Genomic DNA, 24,840 nt, shown 5'->3' with positions numbered 1-24,840 from the left:
TTATACCTCAATTTTTTCGCTAAGTTTATGCATGTGTTTTCTAACATATCTATACAATATCAATACCATGAATACTAGGAATACAACTACAAGAGCTATTGTAACAGAATGTGTCAGTAAGGGCATATGATCTCGGTTCACTCTTATCGTAGGACTTACAGATCTCTGTTCATAAGATATGGCTATAGGTAGCTCTACATATCTCGACACACCATACTCATCTCTATAACTTATCTTTAGAACCAGTGATGATATTGGTCTATCGGCTGAAGCTTCAACCCTAAATGCGTATTGTGATGCAGGATCTAGATCACCAAGAAAGCTTGCACCCAACATCCCATCCTCTTCCAGTACAGCTACTTCAACATTTCGTGCAGTAGCCAATCCATAGTTAACAATAGTTCCTGAAACAGTCAAAACATTACCTACACCACTAGCCTTTAAATTAGCTACCTTGAGATCAATGAAAGGCTCTATAAGTGATGCTACTGACATATTAACATACCTAATGTATCCCGAGACGTCTCGATAGAGTATTGTCAACATGAACACAGCTGTTGTATATCTTATAGCCTGTACAGCTGTTCCTGAGAAAAGCGCCATAGGATTATAAACTAGCTGAAACGATACATACTTTGTTACATTCGGTCTTAAAGTATCTATGTACCTCAGACCACCACTTGGTATAAGTAGAGGTGTTTGTGGAATTAAATAGACATATACATTGTATATAGGTGCAGAACCTATATTTTTAAGCCCTATAGTCATTGTTGCTGTACCGTTCTCGATCTTTATAGGCTGAAAAACAGTTACATCGACAACTCTAATCGATCCAATGACATGTATAGGTATATCTATAGGTATCTTTCTAACATTATTCCACTGATCTATAAAGTTAATGTAGGCTCTAGCTGTATAGGTTCCTGGAGCATCAACTAGCAGGTTAAGCTTCAAGTAGAAGTGCAGTATATCGCCATAACTATACTGCTCTACGTTACTGTATTCTTTAATGATCCGACTAATGTATTCTTGTAAAGATCCGTACTGAAGACGTAATGTGGATGCCAACGTCATTGACTGTATCATATCTGGTGAAACTCTTGTTGCTACTATAGAAGTGTATGAGGTATTAGTATCTGAGCATAGGATATTCGATGGTGTGTATACCTCTAGTACAGGTCCCCTCATTATAGGTACATAGTTGTTTCTGATCCCTATCCCTAGAATAGCTCCATAGGTTCTAGGTTCAGGTACTGAATCAAGCCATTGAATGGAAAGTAATGAAACAGAACTAGATATATCATTCACCTGTAGATATATGTCGAAAACATCTTCAACTCTCATATAAGGTAAACCACTTTCAACAATATACTCTACAGCTAGTTTAGCCCAATATCTACCCGGCTTAATTTCTTCGTCTATAGATATGGTGAAAGATAGATCTACTTGTTGAAAACTCTGTATAGGTCCAGATACATAGCTATAAGCATAGGGTAAACCACGTGACGAGAAACCTTTTGGCAGTAATAGCTTAGCTGAAATACCTGAGACACGATAAGGCCAACTATTATACAATCTTACAACATATGTTGTGTTTTCTGTGGCCGGATATACAGGCCAGTTGTTAATCCAATAATGATCCACAAGATTTAGTCCTCTACCTCCTGCAAATGTATCTACATTCATGTATATTGTGTACAAATCTCTATCAACTATATGTGTTCCATACTCACTAAATACGTACTGGATAACTACATCAAAGGGTATAGATTCATTTGCAGATTCGGCTAAATCTATATAGAATGTGACTGAACAGTAGGCTGTAGGTAGTAGAGTAGCTGCACATAAACTTCTATTTGTAATTGCTGTGGCAAAGTTAGTTAAAGGTGTTACTTGTACCTCTACATCATCAACTCTATATCTACCATTATTAATAAAGACAATTGTTAGAGGTGCATTTCGTTGACCTGGTAAAGCACGTATTGGTGTTTGAATACCCCAGTACCATGTCGAAGGTTTTATGTAGGGTCTATAGTAGCTATAATCGGCTACAGCTAGAGGTATATCAATTATTTCGCTAGAGACAGCAACAGTATTCCTTATGTATAGCGCATATGTAAGGTTCAAGATTATGGTGTGTTTCCCTGGCTGTATGCGTTCATCTACATCTACATTTAGCACTAGATTGCACACACCTCCACGAGCTACACCACTTAAGCATGAACCCTCTATACTATTGATTCTAATCATGTTGTTGGTTATATGTATTATTTCGGGTTTTATCCATGATATATCGTAAGGTCTTACATTAGCTATATCGATACTAATGTAGATGTTTCGTGCAGAAGGTAGTATAGGTGTTGGATTACCGCTATAGTAAGTATTGAGGGATACTACTTTGAAAGAACTTAGCTCTTTCACTAATCTTAGTTTAAATCTGTAGCTATCTCTAGCTGTATAGTATGAAGAGCCTATAGACTTAACAACGAATATGTTTATATATATATCTACATCAACACAGTCTCTACAAATTATGTCAATTCCATCAAAGGTTAAGGTAACGATATCGCCATAGTTAATGATGCGGGAGGTATATGAAACTACACCGTTCTTACCCAAAGCTATAGCTATCCTAGGGTTTACGCCTAGTGAAGCAGTAATACTTGTTATGGTATCTATAGAATATGATTGTAGAGATACGTAGACTGAAGCACCATAGGTTGAACCTGTAACGATATTGCTAATCCATCCAGAATCTATTATGGTGATATTGAGAGAGGATTTATGTACATACATCATGAAGGTCATGGTTTTATTAAGCCAGAATTCAGAGTCAGAGCTATCTATCGCTAATGTGTTGAGTTCTAGAATTATTGGGTAAAGTCCAGCTTCTGTAACCGTTATATCGATACCTTGGAATTGAATTGGTATGACTTGTCCATAGCCGTATCTTCCAGTAAGAGATACTGTTGCCTTTCTGCTACCGTCTCTAGAAACAAAGCCTGGAGGTAGATGAAGTACTACAATAGGATTCTCTACTATGTAGAATGGGCTACACACCCTTATATCTACATGTATCCCTGTATTGACCATAGATACATAAGCTTTTCCTGTAGACCAACTGTATCTTACAATCTCTGTAATGTTCTCTGATTCAGGTTTCTTTATCTCGACAAGAGTCCTTAATGTTACATTAATTCTGAAGAAAGAGCCTGTTGATGTTGTAGCTATACCTGACAACCTTACATAGGCAACATATGGACCTGGAGAAGCTCGAGTAGATACAGATACGGATCTGAAGATTAGTGTAGATCTACTACCTGAAGCTATATCTATATTTGATAAAACTAGTGTAGATGGATAAAATATTTTTGGATCTAGATCTAGTTTCACAATAGCATTTCTAACATTAACAACATCGTGGTTCTCTAAAACAATAACGAGATTAGCGTCTTTCGTACCAGGATAAGCATAGCTACCGCTCCAATAGGTCTCTACAACAGTTATATTGATAGTGGGGATCTCTAGAGGAATGCTGAAGGTATATCTTTGAGTAGTCCAGAATTCAGCTCCATTTATATCGCCAAAAATATTCAGACTAAGGGATAATTCAATGTATCTACATCTGTAATCTATGTTTATGTAATCTGAATAAAGTGTAGCTGTAGCACCATAGTTTAGAGGGGTTTCCAGTATGTATATAGATTGTCTTGAGTTATTGACGAATGTTCCACATGAAGTAAGCATGAAGTATGCTACAATACTTCTAATCGTAGCGAAATCCTGATTAAGTATAGTTGCGTAGAATCTGGTTCTTGTTGATCCCTGGAATACCTTAGTATCAGTAAAACCATAATCAACAACAGTTATGTACATATATGGGGAAGGGGATAAAGTAACCTGAAATTCAATCATTATAGTACTTGTATAGAACACACCATCAGGAGTTCTCATTGTAGCATTTAGATTAAGTCTAGCTATGTAAGGACCTTGATCGGCGTAAGAGTAGATGGAGAGAGGACCTACAGCTATAGATGTAGACATATCTCTGTTTAAGTTGTTTAATGTTATGGTCCTTCTAGAGGGTCTAAATACTTGAGCCAGTAGTTCTACACTACCATATCCTTCTACGATATCCACGTTACCGCTATTCCTTAAAACTATATACAAATATACGCTTTCTGATCCAGGATAAGCATCAGGACTCCAATACCAGTTAATAACCTCTATACTAGGCGAAGGATAACTAGAGATCGTTATAATTATTCTATCTATTGTTTGTTCATAGGCATTTACACCATCGCTATACTTGATGCTTATGGATAATGAATAATCACTAGGTACAACATCTTTAGATACATCTACATAGTATCGAAAGGATACAACACCTCCTGGATCAACTATATAGGTGGTTGAGCCATTTGTGTTACGAGCTGCTGAACACGATGTATATCCTCGTGAGATAGTAAATCCTTGTGGTAAGGTTATGCATGCTCCATAAACATACAACCTTATGTTGTTGATGTTTATAACATCTATTGATAACTCAACATACTTGCTGCCTGGGTATATGTGTGGCTCATTTGCAGATGACTTGTAACTATAGCTGTAGAGAATAAAATCGTTTCCCTGGATATTCTGTGTGAAGATCCTTCCTATAACTGGTAAAATCAGTAGTAGTAATGTTGCTGAAAAGATTATTATTCTATTAGTAGATATTGCATGCATCACAGACACCATAATGTGTCTGAAGACACATTAATTGCGAGAGCTTATAAGTATTTATGTGAAGAATCATGACTATACAGCATACAATAAACACTTATCTCTTTGAGGTTCTTTAACATCAACAATAGCGCCATCCCTAATAACGTAGATTATATTAGTGCAATTTGCCACCTCAGGGTCGTGAGTTACAATAGCTATCGTTTTTCCCTCGCTATTCAATTCTGTAAATGTTTTAATTACAACTTTAGCGCTAGCTCTATCTAGGTTGCCTGTAGGTTCATCAGCTAACAATATCTCTGGATTACCAACAATAGCTCTAGCTATAGCAACTCTTTGTTGCTGTCCTCCAGAAAGTTGCTGAGGTTTTTTGTACAACCAGCTGAGTTCTCCTCCAACTTTTAGTAAAGCGTCTTTAGCTACTTCAATTCTCTTAGATCTAGGAATACCTCTAGCAATCAGGGGCAACTCTATGTTCTCCAGCACGGTTAATCTATTTACAAGGTTAAAGAATTGGAAAACGAACCCTATCTTTGTATTTCTTATCTTAGCTATCTCATGAGAATTAAGCTTAACCACGTCTATTCCATCAATAAGTAACTTACCTGAAGATGGTTTATCAAGAAGCCCTAGCATATTCAATAGGGTTGTTTTACCTGATCCCGATGGACCCATTATTGCTATAAATTCTCCTCTTCGTATCGTCATATTTATGCCGCGAAGTCCGTAAACATAATTGCTACCTACCTTGTAGACCTTAACAAGATCTTTCGTTATCACTACTTCATCCATAATAATCTAGACCTATAGCACATAGAAACACTCAAAAAATTAATTAAGTTATCGCTACAGATGATTTTTATGGTCGTAGAAAAATGTTTGATAGTATAACCCTAGTCAAGATCAGAGGAGCTCTTAAGTATATTGTTTTGTATTCTATCTTTGAGTTGGGTAGAGCTCATGGTTATGAATTGAGACAGTATATAGCTAAATTATTCAATTTAAAATATGTTCCGAGCAATGGGATACTCTATCCAACTCTTCATGAACTTGAAAAAGAGGGTTTCTTGATCTCATACAGCGAAGGTAGGAAAAGGGTGTATGAACTTACAAGCAAAGGTATAGACTACATACATGTCAACAAACAAGAGATACATAGTACTATTGGAAAGATCAGAACAATGTTTAGTATAATAAATAGGCTCAATATAGATAAGCTTATAAATGTTGTACAAACGCTTTGGGAGAAAAATGTAATTATACCCAATCATGTTGTAGAGGCATTAAGTAAGAAAGTTTTAGAAATAATAGAAATACTCAATACCCAGTTGGAATCCAATTATAAGAAATGTGATATAAATCAGTAAGACTATATCGATAACTATGCCATGATCATTAGGTTGTATATGTTCTAGGACCATTTCGGCTTAAAATCCTGAAAAAGAGTTTATAGGTATTGAGGATATTGTTGATACAGTAGTAGAGGATGTTATAGCTTGAAGATAACGGTATTAGGTGCTGGAAGAGAGGTTGGAAGAACAGCTATACTGCTTTCTGAAGCAAATGGCTCTAGTTCTCTACTTTTAGACTATGGCATATCATTCGATGAATATGATAAACCGGTATTTCCGTTATCAGTAGCACCTTCACAGCTAAAGGCGGTATTGGTGACTCATGCTCATCTAGATCATATAGGTGCAGCTCCACTTCTATATGTTTCAGCAAAACCTTTACTTATAGCTACAAATCTTACACTTGTTGCAGGAAAATTAATGATAGAAGATATGCTAAGGCTCTCAGGATACTACTTACCTTTTGAATATCCAGAACTTGCAACAATGTTGGAAAACTCGAAAGCTGCAGGAATCAATGAAACAGTTGAACTCAATGGAGTAAGTATCGAGTTACTTAATGCTGGACATATACCTGGAAGCGCTATGTTTAGAATTCATACAAAAAATAGGACAATCATCTATACAGGTGATATAAATACAATAGATACGAAATTGGTGAAAGGTGTAGATCCAACAAATATGAATGCAGATGTAATCATTATGGAATCTACATATGGTATGTTCAACCATCCTCCACGCAACAGAGTTGAAGAAAAATTTGTTGAAACGATAAAGAGTGTTTTAGATGAAGGAGGTAGCGTGTTGATACCTTCATTCTCGTTAGGTAGAGCTCAAGAGATTCTAGCTGTTTTAGCTGATAGAATGCCCTATACAAATGTATATTACGACGGTATGGCACGTGAAATACTGTCACTATATCTTGAACAAGAAGAATATATAAACCGTATCGATCTACTCAGAAAAGCTTACACACTATTTGAGTCAGTTAGATCATCTCAAATGAGGAAGAAAATATGTAGTGAACCAGGCAACATAATTGTTGCACCAGCTGGTATGCTAAAGGGAGGACCAGCTGTATACTATATCAAGAGACTCGGCTTCAATAGTAGAAACGCCGTAATATTGGTTAGCTTTCAAGCTACTACTACGCCTGGAAGAAAACTTCTCGTTGATGGCAGTCTTGAAGAAAATGGACAACCTGTAAATGCAAAGGTGTTCTGGTTTGATTTTTCAAGTCATGCTGGATCAGAAGAACTGATGAACATAATTAAGTCTGTAAAAAATATAGAAAAAGTTGTTCTAGTACATGGATCTGAAGATGCTATATATACGATCGGTTATAGGATACGTGAAGAACTTGGAATAGAATTTTATGCTCCTAAAAACGGTGAAACTATAGAGATCTAGAAACATTGATCAAGAAACTAGTCACTAGAACTCTAATGTAATGGATATTCATGATATCTCTCTAGATATATTATGAAACTCTACAATTTTATAATGTTACAACAACTAATTCTATTATCTGACTTAGACCCTACATTTCTCAAATCGTAAAAGAACAAGACATATTTAGAGATATCCATATCTTCATTTCGTATACTATAGTACATATTTATCAACTCTTATCCAAAGAAGTATTGTATTCTAGTACCTAACTACCTCGAGATTATGCTTATTTGCTTCTTCCTCTATAATTTCTCTCATTTCTTTCCTCATCTTCTCAATTACAATTCTTTTACTTCCTGGTGTAAGTTCTATAGCTTTTCTAGCTATAAATTTCAGCTCCTCTAACTTTAACTCCTTTATCACATAGTTCGGTATCATATGACCATAGCATTCATTTTCTTCAAAAGCTCTCTTAGTAAAGATTGGTGCATAGTGTGATCCACCAAATCCTACAGATACAGTGCATTCATTTTCGGTTCTCCGAGCTCTGAATTCTCTAATAGTCTCTAGAATTGCCATAGCTATAGCTTCTTGAGCATTGGTGTTAATCCATTCTTTTTCGCTACTTCCGAGCTCTACAAATGTCACCGGTTTATTTATAGATGTGGGTCCATGGTGGGTCACTTCGTAACATACTTCATACTTATTTTCTAATCCATATTCTATACTATACTTATTCAGTCCTTTAATGATGTACCACATCAGTACAGGATTTGATGGAGGCATTTCCCAAGGTCTTCCACCGAAATCATTTCTTCCCCAAGGGTTTCCAGGTGTATGAGTAGTTAAACTAGGTTTCCCAGATTTTGCGCTATGTCGTGAGACTATCACGTAATTTTCTGCGCTAGAAAAATTGTTGAGTACTTCAAGATATATAACATCGATATTGAATCCAAGTAGAGAAACGTTGTCATTTCTACAAATATAACATTCCTTAAGCTCTTTAATGTTGCTGTTCAAGGTATTATCTTCTAAACATTTAGCAAGTTCAATTATATATTTAATTATTCCTTTACCTGCAGGATCCTCAACATAGTAGGCTATTACTGTATCCACTTCATGTTACCCATCTATGATTTAAGGATATATCCTACTAAAGCTATACCTAGCTATAAGCTTTAGGGATAGTTGTGTGGAGAACTGTGATAGAAAGTCTAGATCTATACACATTATTGATGACGATATCTAGCCGGCTAGGTATAGAAAGTACGGATGGTATTATCTATAGAGCTATGAAGTTGGTAGAGAAGGGAGTAACAGTAACACATATCCTTGCCGAAGTACTTATACATTCACATGTTAAGAATGAAGGCTACAATTATGTATCTATAGAAGAGACTGTAGGAACAACAAAATGCGATGTTTATGCTGAAAATGAATCAGAAAGAATATGTATAGAGATAGAGACTCACTCAATACCTGCCGAATACATTCTCGAGGGATACCACTACATCATAGCTAGACATATAAAGAAGATTCTGCAGATAATAAAAGAGGGATCAATTTTACTGACTTTTGCCTATCCCTATGGTGTAGTACCCCTAATTCCGCTAGAACTTCTGAAGAAACCAGAAGAAAGATCAGAAGATGAACTTGAAAAAGCTATAGCTATAGCTAGGAAATTCTATGCCATAGATTATGATGTAGTTACGTATCTAAAGAACTGGATAATTAAATATGTGTACATCTATGACATGGCCTTATTGAGGGTGGTACGGTTACCAATAGAAAGTATCACTAAACTCGTACATACGTATATCGAACTTGTTCAATAAACTCCTATCTCGTTATCTATAGAGGATATGATCTTGTACCTCATGTTACATACCTTATCACTCAAGGTTCTCTTGACGTACACTCTAAAGGCTACTACTTTACAGTTAAATAATGTAGGTAGAAAATCGTAGATCTTCGTTTTGACTATAGAGCCATCTCCATATCTAGTCGAGATCTCATATTCTCTTTCTTTGAATATTAGTTTCATTAAATGGTTCAAAACATCGATAAAAAGATCACTATCTACATCTATTTCGGTTCCACAATCTCTAATACGTTCTACCACGATCCGTTTAATCTCATTTATATCTATATCTGTCTTGAAATACTTCTCTCGAGGTACATAATATTCAATGCAGGCAACATAAGGATTTCTGCCATATGTGAAACTCTTAACCTCTTTTACGTATCTTACATTTTCTATAGAGAAAATTGTGTAATCGTCTAAAGTTAAGTACCTATAAACATCTCTTACTATAGCATCAAAATCTATAAGCTTCTCTTGATCCAATTTCTTCAATACATTTCTACAAAATATTGATGTGCTCCTTACCTCAGAATCATAGTAGACATGTAGCAGGAGTCTCATTTTCGTTATCAAGATTTGCTCTAGTATATCTGTAGCCCTACTATCAAACACAACGCCATCCTCATACGGAAGTGTATAGTATAGTAGCTTACGCCAGTCTATTACTGAACGTATTGCTCCTGTATAATATGAATCTCTTAAGACACGATCTATAGTATTGGCACTAAAAGCTCCCTTAAAAAAATGAAACAGCACCTTTTCGTTTATTTCACTATTTATTTGAGACCTGAAAGGCCAATTATCTATGTTTCTACTGTTTATGGCTTGAATAACATGTTTATATGTATATCCGTAATCCCTTAAAGCCTTCTCTATACCGACTGAAATCTCGCTGAACTCTTCAGCAATTCTAGCTCCCATACCCTCATGTGTTAGTTGTCGGGGCTCTAGAATGGCTTCCTCAAATACGTATGTATAAGGTCCATAGCCAACATCATGTAAAAGTAGTATCAACCTGAGAAGAACAACGTATCTCTCAATATCATCGTAACTAACATCAGCTTTAACCAGAACTTCTCTAACCATGTTTTCAACTATATGAGCTGTCCCAATACTGTGAAGAAAAGTAGTATATGTAGCTCCAGGATACGCGTAATCTGTAACACCAAGGTGTTTAATTCTTCTAAGTCTTTGAAAAGCCTCACTCTCTAATATTGATACCTCATGGTCATAGATCTTTATATACCCATACACAGGATCGCTTGTAACTATATATCTACTTAATAGGCTCTTCATAAGTTAGCGAAAACCTATTAGAAGCTAATATACCTCCATGAATATCGAGGACATACGTAATATGGATCGATTGTTTTATCCTCTATAACATTCTATAATGAATTAATTGAAACAGTAGCCAATGAGAATATGCTATAACTACCAGGTGATATGGAGATATTCACTTAGTCTCATATCTAGTATAACGACATCTATGTATGCATCTCCTTTAAGAACCTTAATAAACTCACTTTCTATAGTCTGTAGACTGTTTTCGGAAGGATAGGGTACGAATCTTATACTAAACTCATCTTCAACAACTATATACCTATCGACTAGCCTATAGACAGCCTCAGTAAAAAACTCCATAGAGTTTAGGATGCTGTTCCAATCTTTTGTAGGTTCTATACATATCATCTTTGCGTTGTACTTACCTATTTTACTTAAAACACATTCGGTATTGTAGCCAACTTGTTGTGTAGATACAACATCCTCTAGTGTAGGTAGGGGTAAAGGTATAGGATGTGTATGAAGCGAAACTATATCCAGACATGATTTTCTGTACTTCAGTATTTCATCTGATGGTACATATCCTCCATCAAATCTACCTATATATATTAACATATTGCTACAGAGAATGTAGGCATCTTCACTTAACCTGTTTGATGAAATCAGCTTTATTCCATTTAACATTATGTATTCTCTAGCCTCACCTTCATACATTTCTATAAGCTTCATTACCTCTGTGCTACTTAAGATACATCTATTGTCAACTTCATCTATATATGGAGCTGAATAAGCGGTAGACATCATTAAAGCTATAGCATCTTCTGGTAACATATTCTTTTAACCGAAACAAATATATTTGTTCTAAAACTTTTTAACTTTTTATGAATAATACTTACATGTTGCACTAAAAAAATACAAGTATTGTTTAAGTTATACATGTATGGCTAGATATATAATATAGAAAAACGAGTAGTATTATAATTTAACCAAAAAGATTAAGGATGTATTAATATAGTGAATATGGTGCGACACACGAGGTATGAGTATAGTGGTTAAAGGTAATGTAACCTTAGATTATTCGAGATGCAATTTATGTAAACTTTGTTTAAATCTATGTCCCACCAATGTATTTAAAGTAGACGAGAACATTAATAGAATTGTAGTTAATGATGATTCATGCATATCTTGTTATGGATGTACAATACTGTGTCCAGTTGATGCTATTTCTGTAGAAGTTTCTAGCCATACTGTAATAGACATCACAAAGCATACAGAAGAATAAGTAATATAACAAGAAAATATCTTCAGAAATCAGAAGCGCCGACCATCATCATTTCTCAGATGGGGTTAAAACTACACATCATTAAATCTCTTTGAGTGACTTACACACGCTCTTGAGTTTTTCTATAGCTGATGTAGCATTATCGCTTGAGACTATATAAGTATACAAATATCTCTTCGTTCTTGCTTTTAGTTTCACTATACCTCTTCTTTTATCACTCTTTACTCTACATTCAACAGCATTTTTAGCTAGCTCATAAAATCTGCCTTCATCCGAAACAAATATAGGCATGTGCTCACCAAGAACAACCAACATCTGTTACGCTTAAAAGCTTTTGAAAGCGTTGCTGAGATCTAACCTCTTTACAGCATACAGCTTTAATATATCGTATATCTAGATAGTTGATAACAAATGTGGGCGTCTCCAGATGGGATTATATATGCTTGATCACTATATGAACTGGTACAAATATAGTCTAGAAGCATTGGACTACGTAGTAGAGAATAGTATAGATCTTGGTTATGCAGAAAAGGTAGTAGTTACAGGATTAGGCGGTAGCGGAATTGTGGGAGACCTATTAGCTTCTATAGCCTCAGACTATAGTAATGTAGCTGTGCACGTCTACAAGGATTTCTATATTCCTAAAACCATTTTACGTAGAGATTCAGTAGTATTAGCTATAAGTTACTCAGGAAATACCTTGGAAACTATCTCATCAACTTTGAAAGCTCTAGAGAGAAGCTCAAAGGTGTGTATAGTTACATCGGGTGGTAAGCTTCTAGATATTGCGAAACATAGGCGTTTACCATATGTCGTTGTAAGAAGTGATCTTGTTCCAAGACTAGCTATGCCTATAATGTTCATAGCCTCTCTAAAGCTTCTATCGAGATGCGGTATAGAGATTGTGCCTATGGATGTTGTTTTATCTTCTATCAATGTTCTGAAAGATATTGAAGGTGCTAAAGAAACAGCTAGAGAGATAACAAATTTTGTTTTGAATTCTCAAATCATAACTATAGTATCTACATCAAGATTTCAGGCACTAGCGTACAGAATAAAGGATGAATTCAACGAGAACTCTAAGATTCCAGTAAAAGTTGAAATAGCTCCTGAATTATTCCATAACGATATAGTTGGATGGGAAAATGCGAAAGTTAGGGATGTAGCTATACTGATTGAATCTGATATTCTCTATGAAGATAAGCTGATAGGTTTCTATAACGAATACCTGAAATCCGTAGGGCTAAGAACCTATATATTGAAGCTAAGAGGCAACATTATTGAAAGACATCTCTATGGTTCTCTAATAGCTGGTATAGCTAGTGTTTATCTAGCTCAAGTAAGAGGGCTAAATCCTGTGGAGACAAGGAGTATAGCTATGTATAAGAATACTGTTAAGGAGCTTGAGAAAGAATTCATAGCTCTTAATGTATCAAGTAGTGTATAGCTGTATCACTTGATAACGAGATTCACTAAAGCTCTTTTATAGGTGTATCTGTGACTATAAACATGGTTAGAGATGTTATTGTCGATGCTTTTACCTACACGCTAAGAATGCATGGTATAGTTTTTCTCGCTCTAAGTGCAAAAACAATAAAGTATATTCTTACAGGTTACAAGAGCAGTTCTAGAGAAGTTCTCCATAAAATAGCTATAGCACTTCTATTGAATAAACTGAAGATATGTACTGAAAAGAGTAAAGGAGTTTTAGCAGGATTCTACAAAGGGATATACATTCTGTATCCAGCTAAAGATATGTATTGTTCAGATGCAACAATTGTGCGTAGCGATGAGTATTGTTCTCAAGATCTATCAATCAAGTTGCTAGCTTCATTCATGGATATTGTTTCTAAAATTCCTGTATTTATGATTGATCTAAGTTTGTGGGAGTTACATCATGAGAAAGAGAAGCTGAAACTTTTGAAGCAGATAGTAGTCTCTATTAACGTGATTAGGAGGTGGTTAACAGATTATCACCTAGTCTTTGTTTCAGCTCCTTCAGAAACTCTAGCCAGACTAAGAAAACACATTCATTTCTTATGTCCCTGGTATATGGATTCCAGTCCATATTCATTTATAGATAGATCTCGAACACTAATGCTTGATCCTTATGCTGAAGAGATATTATCTGCAGAAGATGTTTTTCGTTTTAATTATTTCGTAATTGGAGGTATAGTTGATAGACTTTATTCCAGACCCTACGCAACATATATGATTTATAGGCTCCATTCGTTGGATGTTGAGAGAAAAGCTATAAAGCTTAAGGGCTCATCAATAGGGGTCCCCAATGAGATAAACAAAGTGATCGACTTTATATTGAGGATCAGGTTGGGAGATAAACAAATGGAAGAAGCTATAATAGATTGTATGGGTGTAGATGATAAAATTTCGAGAATAGTGTATGAACTTAAGAAAGTTTATAGAAACAGTAGAGATATAGAATATAGCGATATAGTTGAATATATGAAACTTTATCGGTTACCTGAGCGATATCTAAAGAAGATTCTTGCTAAGATACGAAAAGGGTAGTTATGTGGGAGGTGATATATAGAATTTTATCTTACCTTTTAGGTAATCTCTTATAATAGCTCTAGAGGCTTCAAAAAGATTAGGTTCTCTTTCCGAGCCTTTACCTATAAACCATCCTCGCTTTATGGCTAGTCTGTTTAAAATTTCTAGAGGATCTAGAGAATCTATACCGTAGGTTTCTTTAAATGCATACTTGTTATTGTTTATAATTGTCTCTATCAATTTGAATACTACATGAAGTGTATTACCTATTTTCTCTATAGGGCTAGATCTTATTAGTAGCTCAATATCGTTGGTATTGTGTATAGGTATTATGCCGGGTGTGTCTATTAGATATACTCCTGGAGCTACCTTGTACTTCTGGCTAGCTTTAGTATAACCTGGAGATCCAGGATACGGACTTGTTGATGCAGAATTCTTACCTTTTAGAGCATTAATCAACGAAGATTTACCTACCTTAGGATATCCAACAACAGCTACCGTTATAGGTTTTATCTCTACTATATCTTCTATAAGTCTCTTGAGATACTCTACATGCTTTTTGAACTTACGAGAAAAACATATCGCTGTAAATCCTTCACTGGCAAGCAATTTTGTCCACGATCGACAAACATCTTTAGGAACAAGATCACATTTATTAAGTACAACAACAAGTTTTTTATTTTTACGCTTAACAACTTCTTCAACAAATCTACACCTAGTAGAAATTGGGTTACGGGCTTCAATAATCTCCAATACAATATCCGCTTGCGAAATCAGTATATCTAGTTCTCTCCACTTCATTAACTTCATATGCTGTCTACCCAATTATGCTCTGCATAACCACATAAATCATATAATGTTAACAAAATTAAAATACTCAACGAAGTATAAAGTACTATAAGATGATGAACTCGGAGGATATGAATAGAGATGATTATGGTCTTGAGTACTGACACAATAATACTGTTGCAGTGGACTTAGAGATCGAAACATAGATCCAAATATAATCACATTCTTTAGAAAATCATTTCTACAAAACGGAATAGAGAACAAATTGATAGAAAAGAAGAGTACCACATCGTTATGCTCCTCTCGAAGGTCTCTAAACCTCTGCAATATTGGTTTATCTATTACATACAGTTCTCCACATTTCTAGAGGTTGTAAATTCACCAAGTTGATACATGCTTCTGACAGCTATATAACAGATCTCGCTACATAGAACGACCCCAGAATTATGAAAAGAAAATTAAAAATTTACCACTCTTTGGTGCCGCGGCCGGGATTTGAACCCGGGTTTCCCGCACTTTGATTTAGTGTCACGGGCTCGAGAGGCCCGCATACTTGACCGGGCTATACTACCGCGGCGCTAAGATGTGCTTTACGTAGTAACTACTTAAAAGCTTTACATATGGATTCATTATCTACTAGAGATGTATTGAGGATCTGTTATGCATAAGAATAAACTAAAGGATATGGCTATTCAACGTATGTATATACTCTACAGTATGGGTGTAGAAGCTTCAAGAATGAAGGACTACAGATTCGCTCGTAGATATGGTGAGCTTATATACAGGATATCCACGAGAGGTAGAGTTAAGATACCGAGATCAATTAAGAGATGGATATGCAAAAACTGTAAGATGATAATGGTTCCAGGAGTAAATGCAATTATTAGGACGCGTAGAAAAGGAAAAACTTTAAGAATTATAACTAGATGTGTTATATGTGGCTGGATCCACAGATACGAGTTTCTAAGGTGTAGAAAGAGTTGAGGCTTAGAGGTTTGGCCAGAAACCTGTACAAGGAGAAGATTAGGAGACATAGAGCAGACATTAATATAGGTAAAAATGGTATACATATGAATCTAATCAATGAGGTTAAGAGGATTTTAGAAGAATATGGTGTTGTAAAGGTAAGGATACTTAGGAATGCTAGAAATGGTGTTTCTGATGATGATATAGCTAGGTTAGTCAGATCTGTTGATGCTATTATCGTCGATTCACGTGGTTACACATACATACTCATGGCTAGAAAAATCCTTAAAAGCTCTTCTCGCATAAATTCAGAGAGATCAAAAGAGCTAGGGTAACGTATATGGTTACGGTTAGAGATGTACCAGCTCCTCTACTTATAGACAAACTAGCGCAATACCTTAAAAACGATGTAGAGCATGTAAAACCACCATCATGGGCTTTATTCACGAAAACAGGTCCTCATCGTGAAAGAGTGCCAGATGATCAAGACTGGTGGTACTATAGAGCTGCAGCAATTCTCAGGAAGCTTTACCTAGCTGAAGAGCCCATAGGTTTAGGAACCTTTAGAACAATTTTTGGTGGTCTCAAGAGAAGAGGTTCAGCACCTCCGCATTTCAGAAGGTGTGGTGGATCTCACATAAGGATAATACTTCAGCAACTTGAAGAAGCAGGACTTGTTGTAAAATCGCCTAGAGGACGTATAATAACACCTAAAGGCAGGAAGCTTCTCGATAGTATAGCGTACGAAATATTTAAGAGCTTGGTAAAATCTATTCCCGAGTTAAGTAAATATGGTCCTACTTCATCTAGATAAAATAGATGATAAGCATATTAGGTGTGTGTAGTAATTTGGTTTAATAGATACGTAAAATTAGTGGTGACAGTTCATGCCGTATGAGGTAGGTGATGAAGAAATTGAAGCCTTACTCGATAGAAGATATCAAGAGCTTTTAGCCAGAAGGCAGGAGCTTGAGAGAAGAAGATTACAGAAAGAAGTCGAGGAAGCTAGAAGACAGGAGATACTTAGGAGCATTCTCACAACAGAAGCACGCGAAAGACTCTACAATATAAGGCTTGTGAAGCCAGAGATAGCTAGAGCTGTTGAAGATAGACTTATAGCATTAGCTCTACAGGGTAGAATCACAAGACCTTTGACAGATGAAGAGCTTAAAGTCATTCTTGAAGAAATCTATGAAAGAACTAGACGAGATTTCAGGATAAATATACGTGAGAAATAGCATTAGGGATCTATATGGCTAGATATAAACCTTTAGCTAAGAAACTTAGACTTATAAACAGAGAAAAAAGTAATCAACCTATTCCTGTATGGGTATCGCTTAGAACAAGATTAAAAATCAGAAGAGGATATAGGTTAAGGCATTGGAGGAGATCTAAGCTAGGCAATGTTTAGGGGATTGAACATTATGCCTCAAGAGAAAAATGAAGGGTTATATGTAATTCACTTAAGGAATGTCTATAGATCAGGATCTAGAAGGAATAGAGGTCAGAGAGCTATCAAGTACATACGAAGGTTTTTAGAAAGACATCTAGGTGGTAAGGTACTACTAGATCCACTAATAAATATGTATATTCATAGCAGAAAAATAGAGAAACCTCCTAGGATTATAGCCGTTAAATTCATACGCATCGACAACGGCGTATACAAAGCTTCTATTGCTTTACCTGCTGAGAGGTAGAACAATCAGATGATTATAGAGAAGGCTAACTATTATGGCAATCCAAATATAGGAATATATGTGTACGCTAATGACAAAATAGCTTTTGTTCCAAAGGATGCTGAAGAAAAGCTCGTGAAGCTCGTTAAATCAACTCTAAATATACCTGTTTTACGTATCTCTATAGCTGATACAAACGTAATTAATATACTGATTGTAGGTAACAATAAAGGCATCCTTCTTCCCCACATAGTTAGAGAGCATGAATATCGTAAGATCAAACAAGAATTTGAAGGAAATGTAGCTGTTGTCGAGACTAGGTTTACAGCTCTTGGAAATGTATGTCTTGTTAACGATAGAGCAGCATTAATACATCCTCATGCATATGAGGAGCTCGCTAAATTCGTTAAAGATTTTCTAGAGGTTGAGGTTGTTGAAAAGGGTCTTATAAATGATATTCCTACAGTTGGTTCAGCAGCTTATATAAATAATGTTGGAGGTCTGGTGCATCCAGATGCTACAGAAAAGGATCTCGAAAGTCTTTTAGATTTGTTTAGAGTAAGAATAGATATAGGTACTGTTAACTTCGGAATAGGATTTATAAAGTCTGGACTTGTCGGTAATTCTACTGGACTACTCGTAGGTGAAAGAACCACAGGTCCAGAAATAATGAGAATAAGTAGGGTGTTTGGAAATGGATAGAGAGGTCAAGATATACAGAATAACGGGTCTTATGCTCATATCTCACGATAAATTACCACAGTGGAGAAAGTTTGTCAAAGAGGTGAGAGCTGTTAAAGTTGAACATGCGTTAGAGAAAATCTATTCGGAACTTGGTAGTAGACATAAGCTCAAGAGATCGAATATAAAAATAATCAATGTTGAGGAGATACCTCCTGAAGAAGCTAAAAGTAAATATATTGTGGATCTTGATTCAATTCAATATATGGTGGTATAGTGAGTAGCCCAGATAGAATAGATGTTGAAAGAGCAGTACAGCAATTGTTAGTTCAATTAGAAGAACTTAGAACGGCTATACGTATTTTACAGAACAGATCTTTAGCATTAACGAGCGAAATACAGGAGATTAGAATAGCCTATGAGACTTTAACAAATATTCAACAACATAGCCAAAAAGATGTAATGGCTTCTCTAGATAGACAAGGATATGTTTATGTTAAAGTGAGGCTTGAGGATATAGAGAAAGCTGTTGTGAGAGTAGGTAAGGATTTCTATGTACTTCTTCCAATAGATAATACCAAAAATGTTCTACTCGACTTCGAAAAAGATGTTATGGAAGAGCTCAGGAAAACTGAAGCTGAATTAAAACAGTTAACATCAATATATGAACAATTACAGACTAAACTTCAAGAATATCTAGCACTGCTTTCAAAAGAAGAAAAAAAGTGATAACACATTTTTCTTAGGTCTAGAAGGGGTATTGTTAAGTGTTTTCGAAGCTTAAAGAGGCTCTAACATCTTTCACAAAACGTATTTCTGAAACACTCAAATATAGAGAATTAAGCAGTGAAGAGGTAGAGAAGTTCTGCAATAATTTTCTTCTAGAGCTCGTAGAAGCTGATGTAGCATTCGATGTTGCTCAAGAAATAACCGAATCAATTAAAAGTAAGCTTCGTGAAATAAAGGTACCTAGAGGTAGGAACACTGAAGAAGTTATCCTAGATGTAACTAGAGATAGCATTAGAGAGATGCTCAACCGTGGACTGTCAAGAAACTTTCTAGAAATAATCAAGGATACTTTGAGTATATCAAAGCCCGTTAAAATAGTCTTCGTAGGAGTTAATGGTGTAGGTAAGACAACTACTATTGCTAAGGTGGCTTACATGGCTATGAAAAATTCGTTAAGACCTGTAATAGTTGCAGCAGATACTTTTCGTGCAGGAGCTCAAGAACAGCTCAAGAAGCATAGTGCCAACCTTAACATACCATTTATAGGGGGTAAGTATGGTTCTGATCCAGCTTCTGTAGCATTTGATGGGGTTATTTATGCAGCTAAGAACGGTTATGATATTGTTTTAATAGATACTGCTGGAAGAATGCACGTCGATGTCGATTTGATGAATGAGCTTAGAAAGATAGTCAAGGTTGTTAATCCTCACCTCAAGATCCTAGTAGTTGATGCTTTAACAGGCAACGATGCTATAGAGCAAGTCAAGTTCTTTGATAAGGCTGTAGGGATCGATGGTGTCATACTCACCAAGGTGGATGCTGATGCTAAAGGTGGTGCAGCTCTAAGTATAATACTTGGTATAGGGAGACCTATTTTCTTCATTGGTGTTGGTCAAGGATACGAAGATCTTGAGCTATACGATCCGAACACGATATTGAGCAGAATTCTATAGAATTAAATTTAGATTTACGTAGCCACTAAATATGTAGATATTGTTTATATCTTAATTGTTTATATATTAGCCATAATCAAGACCATCTGTTACGATATATAGAATGTCAACAGGAACCAAGTTTAGAAACGCTTTTTAGGTGGTAAAACCGTAGGATGAACAGATGTGTATAAAATGAATCATTAGCTAGATATAGTGATGGTGAAGAATATATGTCAAGAAAGTTCACTGACTACTTTAAGGATATGACTAAGGTATTAGAGCTAGCGGAAAAACCCGAGGGTGATGAGTTTAAGCAGATATTTAAAATTGTGATGTTGGGTTTCATAGTCATTGGTGCTCTATCCTTCGGTATAGCTATGGCTATATCAACGTTGCTCACGGTTTTCGGAGTAGGCGTGTCTCCATAGGTGGTTTTAAATGAATCAAGATGATATGCATGAAGAATGGCATACGGCTTCAGGGTCTTCTGCAACCTCATTCCACAATACGCTATTCATAGTCAGAACTACTGCAGGTCAAGAGTTAAATGTAGCTCTACTTGTTGAAACAAGAACTAAAACAAGTAATCTTCCAGTATTTTCAATACTATCTATACCTAGCTTAAGGGGGTACATTGTTATGGAGGCCAGAAATCTCCAGATGATCTATGAAGCTATAAGAGGTTTAAAACATGTCAAAGGAAAGGTTTCAGGCACATTACGTTGGGAGGACCTAGAATCTATGGTTAAACCTAAACCATTGATAGATCTTATACAAATTGGTGAAGAAGTAGAGGTTGTAGCGGGACCATTTAGAGGTATGAAAGCTAAAATTACAGCTGTAGATAGAGCACGTAACGAAGTTTCGCTTAATATTTTAGAAGCCAACTATCCTCTAACAATTACGGTACCTGTCGATTATGTTAGACCTACTAAAGGTGGGAGATGAATTATGGGTAGGATAAAGGTTGTAAAAATGCAAGTTAAGGGCGGTGAAGCTAAACCAGAGCCACCTCTAGGTCCTGCTATAACTGATGTGGGACTGAATGTGGCCGAAATTATAGATAGAATAAACAAGCTTACGGAAAAATATCGTGGATACACCTTAACCGTAAAGCTGATTATAGATCTCGACTCTAAGAATTACGATATTCAGCTTGAGCTTCCAACAATTACAAGCCTCATACTTAATACCGCAAATGCCTCAGAACCTTCTGGAGACCCTATGCATAAAAAAGTTGGAGATATAAAAATTGAGGATATTGTGAAGATAGCTATACTTAAGAAATCTGAACTTACAGCTAAATCATTAAAGGGAGCGGTAAAGACAGTTCTTGGTTCAGCTAGATCTATAGGTATTACTGTAGAAGGAAAAGACCCTAAAGATGTTTCTAGAGATATAGAGCGAGGAGTATACGACGATATCCTTAAAAAATATGAGAATGAATGGCTCTCTAGGTGAATCCAGATATGAGTATAGCTATCGAGGAACTAAAACCTAGACTAAAAACAGCAATAGAACTTGCCATCAAGAGTAAAAAGCCTTGGAGATATAAACAAAGCGTAGAGCTCATTCTAACATTTAGAGGTGTAGATGTTAAAAAACAACAAGAGTTCAGGTTCAGAGACAACATTCTTTTACCAAATGGATTAGGAAAAGAACCACGGATATGTGTAGTAGTTGATGATGGTATGGCCCAGGCTATTTCGGGGCTTGTTCATATGGTTATAACGAAGAGTGATGTGCAGAACATGGATAAAAAGACTGCAAAGAAAATAGCGCAGCAATGTGACTTTGTACTTGTTCGAGCACCTCTTATGGGTCTAGTTGGTAGATCCCTTGGACCAGCACTCGGTCCAAGAGGTAAAGCCCCTATAGCTGTGCCTGTGAATGTAGATATGGTGAGCTTTATTGAGCAACATAGAAAGATGACTACGTTGAGGTCCAAGGATCAGCCCTGGGTTGGCTGTAGCATAGGTCTAGAATCGATGACCATAGATCAATTAGTTGATAATGCTATAGCTGTTCTTAAGTACGTCGAAGATAAAATCAAAAGACCTTTAATCCAAACAGCGAGGATGTACGTGAAGACTACAAGTAGTCCAGCTATAGAGGTGTAGATATAGTGAAGATTGGTTTAAAGAAAGAACTTGAGAGATTAGTAAAAGCATACAAGACGTCAAAAGGGGTTGTTGAAGAAAAGAGGACCAGATCTTCTTTAGAGGAGAAAAGAGTTGTAATAGAGGAAGCAAAAAAGTTGTTAACTAGGTATAGGACGCTTATCCTGCTTGAAGGTACAGGAATACCATCGAAACTATACCTATATATGAGGCAAATGTATGGAGATGTATTCTATATTAAGATGATTAAGAATAAATTACTTCTTAAAGCATTGAATGAGCTCGGTATGCTGAATACCGAAGAAGTAGCGAAATATTTGTCGGGTCCAAATGTTGCTGTCTTTACCAATCTCAATGCTTTTGAAGCTAAACTTGTAATGGATAAAATAGCTATACCTCATAGAGTTAAACCTGGAGACAAGATTGAAAATGAAATAGTTGTTCCGCCAATGAGAACAGAACTGAAACCAGGCCCGATTATGAGTCTCTTTGGAAGACTCAAGATACCCATACAAGTTATAGATGGAGTTATATGGATTATGAGAGAAGCAACTATAGCGAAACCAGGCGATATAGTTACGCAAGAGCTAGCGTCGCTATTTGATAAACTCGGTATAGAGCCTAAACTTTTAAAGCCAAAGATTAAGTTAGCATATGAAAGAGGACTCATAATACCTGCCGATAAACTTGTTATAGATGTAGAGGGTGTGAAGAATAGCATCACTGATGGTGTAAGGACTGCGCTATCTCTAGCATTAGAAGTTGTGGTTCCAGAACCAGATGTCATTAAGTTATCGATATCAAGAGCATATACAAGAGCATGTAGTTTAGCTGTAGAGACGGGTGTAGTTACAAGAGATACAGCACCTTTAGTGTTTAGTGTAGCATTAATGAAGGCATACACATTAGCATCAGTACTAGCACAAAGAATACCGGAATTATCATCAGCCGTACCTACTATGCAGATACAACAAGTACAGCAAAAGTTAGAGGAAACCAAAGAGGTAAAGGAAGAAAAGAAAGAAGAGAAAGCAGAAGCTTCAGAGGCACAGTTAGCAGAAGGTCTAGCAGCTCTCTTTGGCTAAACATTTTAGCCACCGAATATATCCCTCTTTTCATTAGAAGATAGATGAGACAGTTAATTGTATACAATGTCACATAGTCTAGATAATCTAGTGTAGCATCTACCAATCTAGTCTAGATCTAAGTAGCTTTAGTAGGTTAAAACTATCTTAACTATACCTCTATATTCGCATGTTCATTGCGTAGATCTTCTTCATTTTTGTGAAGTCTTCCCATGAGTTCTGCTATAATTGAGTCCAAGAAGACCATGGTACAGTCTTCAAATAGAGTCCCTAAAGGTGCTAAAGGTTCATGTATGCCTAACACTTGTCGAGCAAAATAATCCTCTATTGCGCTAACCTTAGTTCTACCAGGCACCTCTACAACAATATCTGCAAGTTTAGCTAATGGTGAATCTATATACGTAGTTATAGCCACAACTATAGCTCCAACTTGTTTAGCAGCTTCAGCTGCTGTAACTATGAGAGCTGTTCTACCAGAACCAGATATAGCTATAGCTATATCATTCTTTCTCACAGGCGAGATAATTGTGTCACCGAGAACATATACATCAAAACCTAGATGCTTTAAACGCAAAGCAAATGCTCTTCCAACAAGACCACTTCTTCCAGCACCCATAACTAAAACTTTCCTAGATTCATGATACGCCTTAACCAGAACCTCTACGAATTGTTCAACCTGACTCCTCCTTAGGATTAACAATGAATTCGAAATAAAGTTCGCTATCTGTAGATAAGCTCTATAAAATGTAGGTAACGATTCACTAATACCAGGATCACTCAATACCGAATCCCACTACAAAATTATCCTAAGAAAACTTTATAAGCCTAAGCATAAATGGTGCAAAACAAACTAAAATAATAAAAATTAATAAAGGTTAACAACAACACATTATACTAAAGCCGCCGTAGCTCAGCGGGTAGAGCGCCGGCCTTGTAAGCCGGTGGTCGCGGGTTCAAATCCCGCCGGCGGCTCCAGCAATAGAACTACATTCAATTCTCCTAAGTATTCTCCGAAGTTGTATTATTGTAATAAGTATCGGTCATACAAAACCATTAGGCCCAATATAAATACAGATATTTTGCATTCTTTGATCTCGAATCTTTGAAGCGTTTTTGTATCAATATCATAACCAAACTATTTTTACCAATTATACAAGAATTAGGTAAAGCTATGCTATTACATGATTTCATCTATATATTAATCCTATCAATGCTTTAATGTTTAGCTAAGAATATCTACAAAGATACTATTTTTTCTTGATGTATACTATAACCGTTATCGCTATTAGTATTATTAAAGAGTGTTGTTGCTATTACCAGAGGCTTTATGGTTTGTGTAACTGTTTTTATATTCTTTCTATTTCCAAGAATACTGTTGTGTGCTGTATTAGGTATATGGTAGATATCTTTATGGGTTATAGTCATAGTGTATGTAATTATCTGTGTAAT

At 36.0% G+C, this 24,840-nt stretch carries 29 protein-coding genes and 2 tRNA genes; 22 read left to right on the top strand and 9 right to left on the bottom strand.

From position 1 onward, the window contains the following. Both QXK50_04000 and QXK50_03995 read right to left on the bottom strand, forming a co-directional pair. A complete protein-coding gene (locus QXK50_04000) occupies nucleotides 1-4,728 on the bottom strand; it encodes a hypothetical protein (GenBank protein MEM2008328.1) in 4,728 nt (1,575 codons plus the stop codon). 72 nt (nucleotides 4,729-4,800) lie between these two features. Beyond that, nucleotides 4,801-5,517, bottom strand: a complete 717-nt coding sequence (locus QXK50_03995) for an ABC transporter ATP-binding protein (protein MEM2008327.1) — start codon at nucleotides 5,515-5,517, stop codon at nucleotides 4,801-4,803. A gap of 83 nt (nucleotides 5,518-5,600) precedes the next feature. Here QXK50_03995 and QXK50_03990 point away from each other — a divergent pair, with 83 nt between their 5' ends. Further along, nucleotides 5,601-6,092 carry a PadR family transcriptional regulator gene (locus tag QXK50_03990; protein MEM2008326.1) on the top strand — a complete coding sequence of 164 codons (492 nt, stop codon included), beginning with the start codon at nucleotides 5,601-5,603 and terminating at the stop codon, nucleotides 6,090-6,092. 129 nt (nucleotides 6,093-6,221) lie between these two features. Continuing rightward, nucleotides 6,222-7,487 carry an MBL fold metallo-hydrolase gene (locus QXK50_03985; GenBank protein ID MEM2008325.1) on the top strand — a complete coding sequence of 422 codons (1,266 nt, stop codon included), beginning with the start codon at nucleotides 6,222-6,224 and terminating at the stop codon, nucleotides 7,485-7,487. A 240-nt stretch (nucleotides 7,488-7,727) separates the two neighbouring features. Here the strand turns inward: QXK50_03985 and QXK50_03980 are convergent, their stop codons facing one another. Next, a complete protein-coding gene (locus QXK50_03980; GenBank protein MEM2008324.1) occupies nucleotides 7,728-8,585 on the bottom strand; it encodes a D-aminoacyl-tRNA deacylase in 858 nt (285 codons plus the stop codon). An 86-nt stretch (nucleotides 8,586-8,671) separates the two neighbouring features. Between QXK50_03980 and QXK50_03975 the strand changes: the two genes are divergently transcribed. Continuing rightward, complete coding sequence (locus QXK50_03975; protein ID MEM2008323.1) at nucleotides 8,672-9,304, top strand: hypothetical protein; 633 nt, start codon at nucleotides 8,672-8,674, stop codon at nucleotides 9,302-9,304. On the opposite strand, the gene QXK50_03970 is transcribed toward QXK50_03975, so the two are convergent. Together QXK50_03970 and QXK50_03965 are read right to left on the bottom strand one after the other, a co-directional pair. Beyond that, entirely contained in the window at nucleotides 9,298-10,629 is a 1,332-nt protein-coding gene (locus QXK50_03970) for an HD domain-containing protein (protein ID MEM2008322.1), read from the bottom strand. The genes QXK50_03975 and QXK50_03970 overlap by 7 nt on opposite strands. Nucleotides 10,630-10,767: 138 nt before the next feature. Next, nucleotides 10,768-11,448, bottom strand: coding sequence for a hypothetical protein (locus QXK50_03965; GenBank protein ID MEM2008321.1), 681 nt, complete (start codon nucleotides 11,446-11,448; stop codon nucleotides 10,768-10,770). A gap of 208 nt (nucleotides 11,449-11,656) precedes the next feature. On the opposite strand from QXK50_03965, the gene QXK50_03960 reads away from it, so the two are divergent. Continuing rightward, complete coding sequence (locus QXK50_03960) at nucleotides 11,657-11,899, top strand: 4Fe-4S binding protein (GenBank protein ID MEM2008320.1); 243 nt, start codon at nucleotides 11,657-11,659, stop codon at nucleotides 11,897-11,899. Nucleotides 11,900-11,980: 81 nt separating this feature from the next. On the opposite strand, the gene QXK50_03955 is transcribed toward QXK50_03960, so the two are convergent. Further along, nucleotides 11,981-12,190 carry a hypothetical protein gene (locus QXK50_03955; protein ID MEM2008319.1) on the bottom strand — a complete coding sequence of 70 codons (210 nt, stop codon included), beginning with the start codon at nucleotides 12,188-12,190 and terminating at the stop codon, nucleotides 11,981-11,983. A 136-nt stretch (nucleotides 12,191-12,326) separates the two neighbouring features. On the opposite strand from QXK50_03955, the gene QXK50_03950 reads away from it, so the two are divergent. Further along, on the top strand, nucleotides 12,327-13,346 hold the full coding sequence (locus tag QXK50_03950) for a bifunctional phosphoglucose/phosphomannose isomerase (GenBank protein ID MEM2008318.1): 1,020 nt from the start codon (nucleotides 12,327-12,329) through the stop codon (nucleotides 13,344-13,346). 50 nt (nucleotides 13,347-13,396) lie between these two features. Beyond that, the gene (locus QXK50_03945) at nucleotides 13,397-14,428 is read left to right on the top strand and encodes a hypothetical protein (protein ID MEM2008317.1); all 1,032 of its coding nucleotides are present in this window, start codon (nucleotides 13,397-13,399) and stop codon (nucleotides 14,426-14,428) included. Here the strand turns inward: QXK50_03945 and QXK50_03940 are convergent, their stop codons facing one another. Together QXK50_03940 and QXK50_03935 are read right to left on the bottom strand one after the other, a co-directional pair. Continuing rightward, on the bottom strand, nucleotides 14,429-15,220 hold the full coding sequence (locus QXK50_03940) for a GTPase (protein ID MEM2008316.1): 792 nt from the start codon (nucleotides 15,218-15,220) through the stop codon (nucleotides 14,429-14,431). A 456-nt stretch (nucleotides 15,221-15,676) separates the two neighbouring features. Next, a tRNA-Glu gene (locus QXK50_03935) sits at nucleotides 15,677-15,776 on the bottom strand. A gap of 83 nt (nucleotides 15,777-15,859) precedes the next feature. Between QXK50_03935 and QXK50_03930 the strand changes: the two genes are divergently transcribed. The 15 genes from QXK50_03930 (at nucleotide 15,860) to rplJ (ending at nucleotide 23,391) form a co-directional block, all read left to right on the top strand. Further along, nucleotides 15,860-16,183 carry a ribonuclease P gene (locus QXK50_03930; protein MEM2008315.1) on the top strand — a complete coding sequence of 108 codons (324 nt, stop codon included), beginning with the start codon at nucleotides 15,860-15,862 and terminating at the stop codon, nucleotides 16,181-16,183. Further along, nucleotides 16,180-16,500, top strand: coding sequence for a YhbY family RNA-binding protein (locus QXK50_03925; protein MEM2008314.1), 321 nt, complete (start codon nucleotides 16,180-16,182; stop codon nucleotides 16,498-16,500). Before QXK50_03930 ends, QXK50_03925 begins: the two co-directional genes overlap by 4 nt. A gap of 5 nt (nucleotides 16,501-16,505) precedes the next feature. After that, nucleotides 16,506-16,979, top strand: coding sequence for a 30S ribosomal protein S19e (locus tag QXK50_03920; protein ID MEM2008313.1), 474 nt, complete (start codon nucleotides 16,506-16,508; stop codon nucleotides 16,977-16,979). A 73-nt stretch (nucleotides 16,980-17,052) separates the two neighbouring features. Then, complete coding sequence (locus QXK50_03915; protein ID MEM2008312.1) at nucleotides 17,053-17,403, top strand: DNA-binding protein; 351 nt, start codon at nucleotides 17,053-17,055, stop codon at nucleotides 17,401-17,403. A 14-nt stretch (nucleotides 17,404-17,417) separates the two neighbouring features. Beyond that, on the top strand, nucleotides 17,418-17,576 hold the full coding sequence (locus QXK50_03910; protein ID MEM2008311.1) for a 50S ribosomal protein L39e: 159 nt from the start codon (nucleotides 17,418-17,420) through the stop codon (nucleotides 17,574-17,576). 13 nt (nucleotides 17,577-17,589) lie between these two features. Beyond that, entirely contained in the window at nucleotides 17,590-17,862 is a 273-nt protein-coding gene (locus QXK50_03905) for a 50S ribosomal protein L31e (protein MEM2008310.1), read from the top strand. Between the two features lie 9 nt (nucleotides 17,863-17,871). Continuing rightward, nucleotides 17,872-18,543 carry a translation initiation factor IF-6 gene (locus QXK50_03900; GenBank protein MEM2008309.1) on the top strand — a complete coding sequence of 224 codons (672 nt, stop codon included), beginning with the start codon at nucleotides 17,872-17,874 and terminating at the stop codon, nucleotides 18,541-18,543. Beyond that, entirely contained in the window at nucleotides 18,536-18,799 is a 264-nt protein-coding gene (gene rpl18a, locus QXK50_03895) for a 50S ribosomal protein L18Ae (GenBank protein MEM2008308.1), read from the top strand. Before QXK50_03900 ends, rpl18a begins: the two co-directional genes overlap by 8 nt. Further along, nucleotides 18,799-19,251 (top strand): prefoldin subunit alpha, encoded by a 453-nt coding sequence (gene pfdA, locus QXK50_03890; protein MEM2008307.1) that lies wholly within the window; start codon nucleotides 18,799-18,801, stop codon nucleotides 19,249-19,251. The genes rpl18a and pfdA overlap by 1 nt, the downstream gene beginning before the upstream one ends. A 38-nt stretch (nucleotides 19,252-19,289) precedes the next feature. Continuing rightward, nucleotides 19,290-20,204 (top strand): signal recognition particle-docking protein FtsY, encoded by a 915-nt coding sequence (gene ftsY, locus QXK50_03885; protein MEM2008306.1) that lies wholly within the window; start codon nucleotides 19,290-19,292, stop codon nucleotides 20,202-20,204. 212 nt (nucleotides 20,205-20,416) lie between these two features. Continuing rightward, nucleotides 20,417-20,614: a preprotein translocase subunit SecE gene (locus QXK50_03880; GenBank protein ID MEM2008305.1), complete on the top strand. Its 198-nt coding sequence runs from the start codon at nucleotides 20,417-20,419 to the stop codon at nucleotides 20,612-20,614. A gap of 10 nt (nucleotides 20,615-20,624) precedes the next feature. Further along, nucleotides 20,625-21,134: a transcription elongation factor Spt5 gene (locus QXK50_03875; protein ID MEM2008304.1), complete on the top strand. Its 510-nt coding sequence runs from the start codon at nucleotides 20,625-20,627 to the stop codon at nucleotides 21,132-21,134. A 3-nt stretch (nucleotides 21,135-21,137) separates the two neighbouring features. Next, a complete protein-coding gene (locus tag QXK50_03870; GenBank protein MEM2008303.1) occupies nucleotides 21,138-21,647 on the top strand; it encodes a 50S ribosomal protein L11 in 510 nt (169 codons plus the stop codon). Nucleotides 21,648-21,655: 8 nt separating this feature from the next. Then, nucleotides 21,656-22,306, top strand: coding sequence for a 50S ribosomal protein L1 (locus QXK50_03865; protein MEM2008302.1), 651 nt, complete (start codon nucleotides 21,656-21,658; stop codon nucleotides 22,304-22,306). A gap of 5 nt (nucleotides 22,307-22,311) precedes the next feature. Further along, the gene (gene rplJ, locus QXK50_03860; protein ID MEM2008301.1) at nucleotides 22,312-23,391 is read left to right on the top strand and encodes a 50S ribosomal protein L10; all 1,080 of its coding nucleotides are present in this window, start codon (nucleotides 22,312-22,314) and stop codon (nucleotides 23,389-23,391) included. Between the two features lie 151 nt (nucleotides 23,392-23,542). On the opposite strand, the gene hxlB is transcribed toward rplJ, so the two are convergent. Next, complete coding sequence (hxlB, locus tag QXK50_03855; protein ID MEM2008300.1) at nucleotides 23,543-24,085, bottom strand: 6-phospho-3-hexuloisomerase; 543 nt, start codon at nucleotides 24,083-24,085, stop codon at nucleotides 23,543-23,545. Between the two features lie 205 nt (nucleotides 24,086-24,290). On the opposite strand from hxlB, the gene QXK50_03850 reads away from it, so the two are divergent. Continuing rightward, nucleotides 24,291-24,366 (top strand) — tRNA-Thr (locus QXK50_03850). Nucleotides 24,367-24,840: the final 474 nt, after the last annotated feature.

Origin of the sequence: Ignisphaera sp. (genome assembly GCA_038831005.1) — an archaeon.
In the GTDB taxonomy this organism is placed as follows: domain Archaea; phylum Thermoproteota; class Thermoprotei_A; order Sulfolobales; family Ignisphaeraceae; genus Ignisphaera.
The sequence above is the reverse complement of the archived record's forward strand: the minus strand, read 5'-3'. Positions and strand labels throughout refer to the sequence as shown.

Excerpts from the sequence above, each read along its gene's own strand:
- QXK50_03970 (MEM2008322.1), bottom strand. The coding sequence starts at position 10,629 with ATGAAGAGCCTATTAAGTAGATATATAGTTACAAGCGATCCTGTGTAT.
- QXK50_03910 (MEM2008311.1), top strand. The coding sequence starts at position 17,418 with ATGGCTAGATATAAACCTTTAGCTAAGAAACTTAGACTTATAAACAGA.
- QXK50_03950 (MEM2008318.1), top strand. The coding sequence starts at position 12,327 with ATGGGATTATATATGCTTGATCACTATATGAACTGGTACAAATATAGT.
- QXK50_03930 (MEM2008315.1), top strand. The coding sequence starts at position 15,860 with ATGCATAAGAATAAACTAAAGGATATGGCTATTCAACGTATGTATATA.
- QXK50_03865 (MEM2008302.1), top strand. The coding sequence starts at position 21,656 with ATGAGTATAGCTATCGAGGAACTAAAACCTAGACTAAAAACAGCAATA.
- QXK50_03880 (MEM2008305.1), top strand. The coding sequence starts at position 20,417 with ATGTCAAGAAAGTTCACTGACTACTTTAAGGATATGACTAAGGTATTA.
- QXK50_03955 (MEM2008319.1), bottom strand. The coding sequence starts at position 12,190 with ATGCCTATATTTGTTTCGGATGAAGGCAGATTTTATGAGCTAGCTAAA.
- QXK50_03960 (MEM2008320.1), top strand. The coding sequence starts at position 11,657 with ATGAGTATAGTGGTTAAAGGTAATGTAACCTTAGATTATTCGAGATGC.
- QXK50_03940 (MEM2008316.1), bottom strand. The coding sequence starts at position 15,220 with ATGAAGTTAATGAAGTGGAGAGAACTAGATATACTGATTTCGCAAGCG.
- QXK50_04000 (MEM2008328.1), bottom strand. The coding sequence starts at position 4,728 with ATGCATGCAATATCTACTAATAGAATAATAATCTTTTCAGCAACATTA.
- QXK50_03870 (MEM2008303.1), top strand. The coding sequence starts at position 21,138 with ATGGGTAGGATAAAGGTTGTAAAAATGCAAGTTAAGGGCGGTGAAGCT.
- QXK50_03995 (MEM2008327.1), bottom strand. The coding sequence starts at position 5,517 with ATGGATGAAGTAGTGATAACGAAAGATCTTGTTAAGGTCTACAAGGTA.
- QXK50_03965 (MEM2008321.1), bottom strand. The coding sequence starts at position 11,448 with ATGTTACCAGAAGATGCTATAGCTTTAATGATGTCTACCGCTTATTCA.
- QXK50_03905 (MEM2008310.1), top strand. The coding sequence starts at position 17,590 with ATGCCTCAAGAGAAAAATGAAGGGTTATATGTAATTCACTTAAGGAAT.
- rpl18a (MEM2008308.1), top strand. The coding sequence starts at position 18,536 with ATGGATAGAGAGGTCAAGATATACAGAATAACGGGTCTTATGCTCATA.
- QXK50_03900 (MEM2008309.1), top strand. The coding sequence starts at position 17,872 with ATGATTATAGAGAAGGCTAACTATTATGGCAATCCAAATATAGGAATA.
- QXK50_03920 (MEM2008313.1), top strand. The coding sequence starts at position 16,506 with ATGGTTACGGTTAGAGATGTACCAGCTCCTCTACTTATAGACAAACTA.
- QXK50_03990 (MEM2008326.1), top strand. The coding sequence starts at position 5,601 with ATGTTTGATAGTATAACCCTAGTCAAGATCAGAGGAGCTCTTAAGTAT.
- QXK50_03875 (MEM2008304.1), top strand. The coding sequence starts at position 20,625 with ATGAATCAAGATGATATGCATGAAGAATGGCATACGGCTTCAGGGTCT.
- QXK50_03915 (MEM2008312.1), top strand. The coding sequence starts at position 17,053 with ATGCCGTATGAGGTAGGTGATGAAGAAATTGAAGCCTTACTCGATAGA.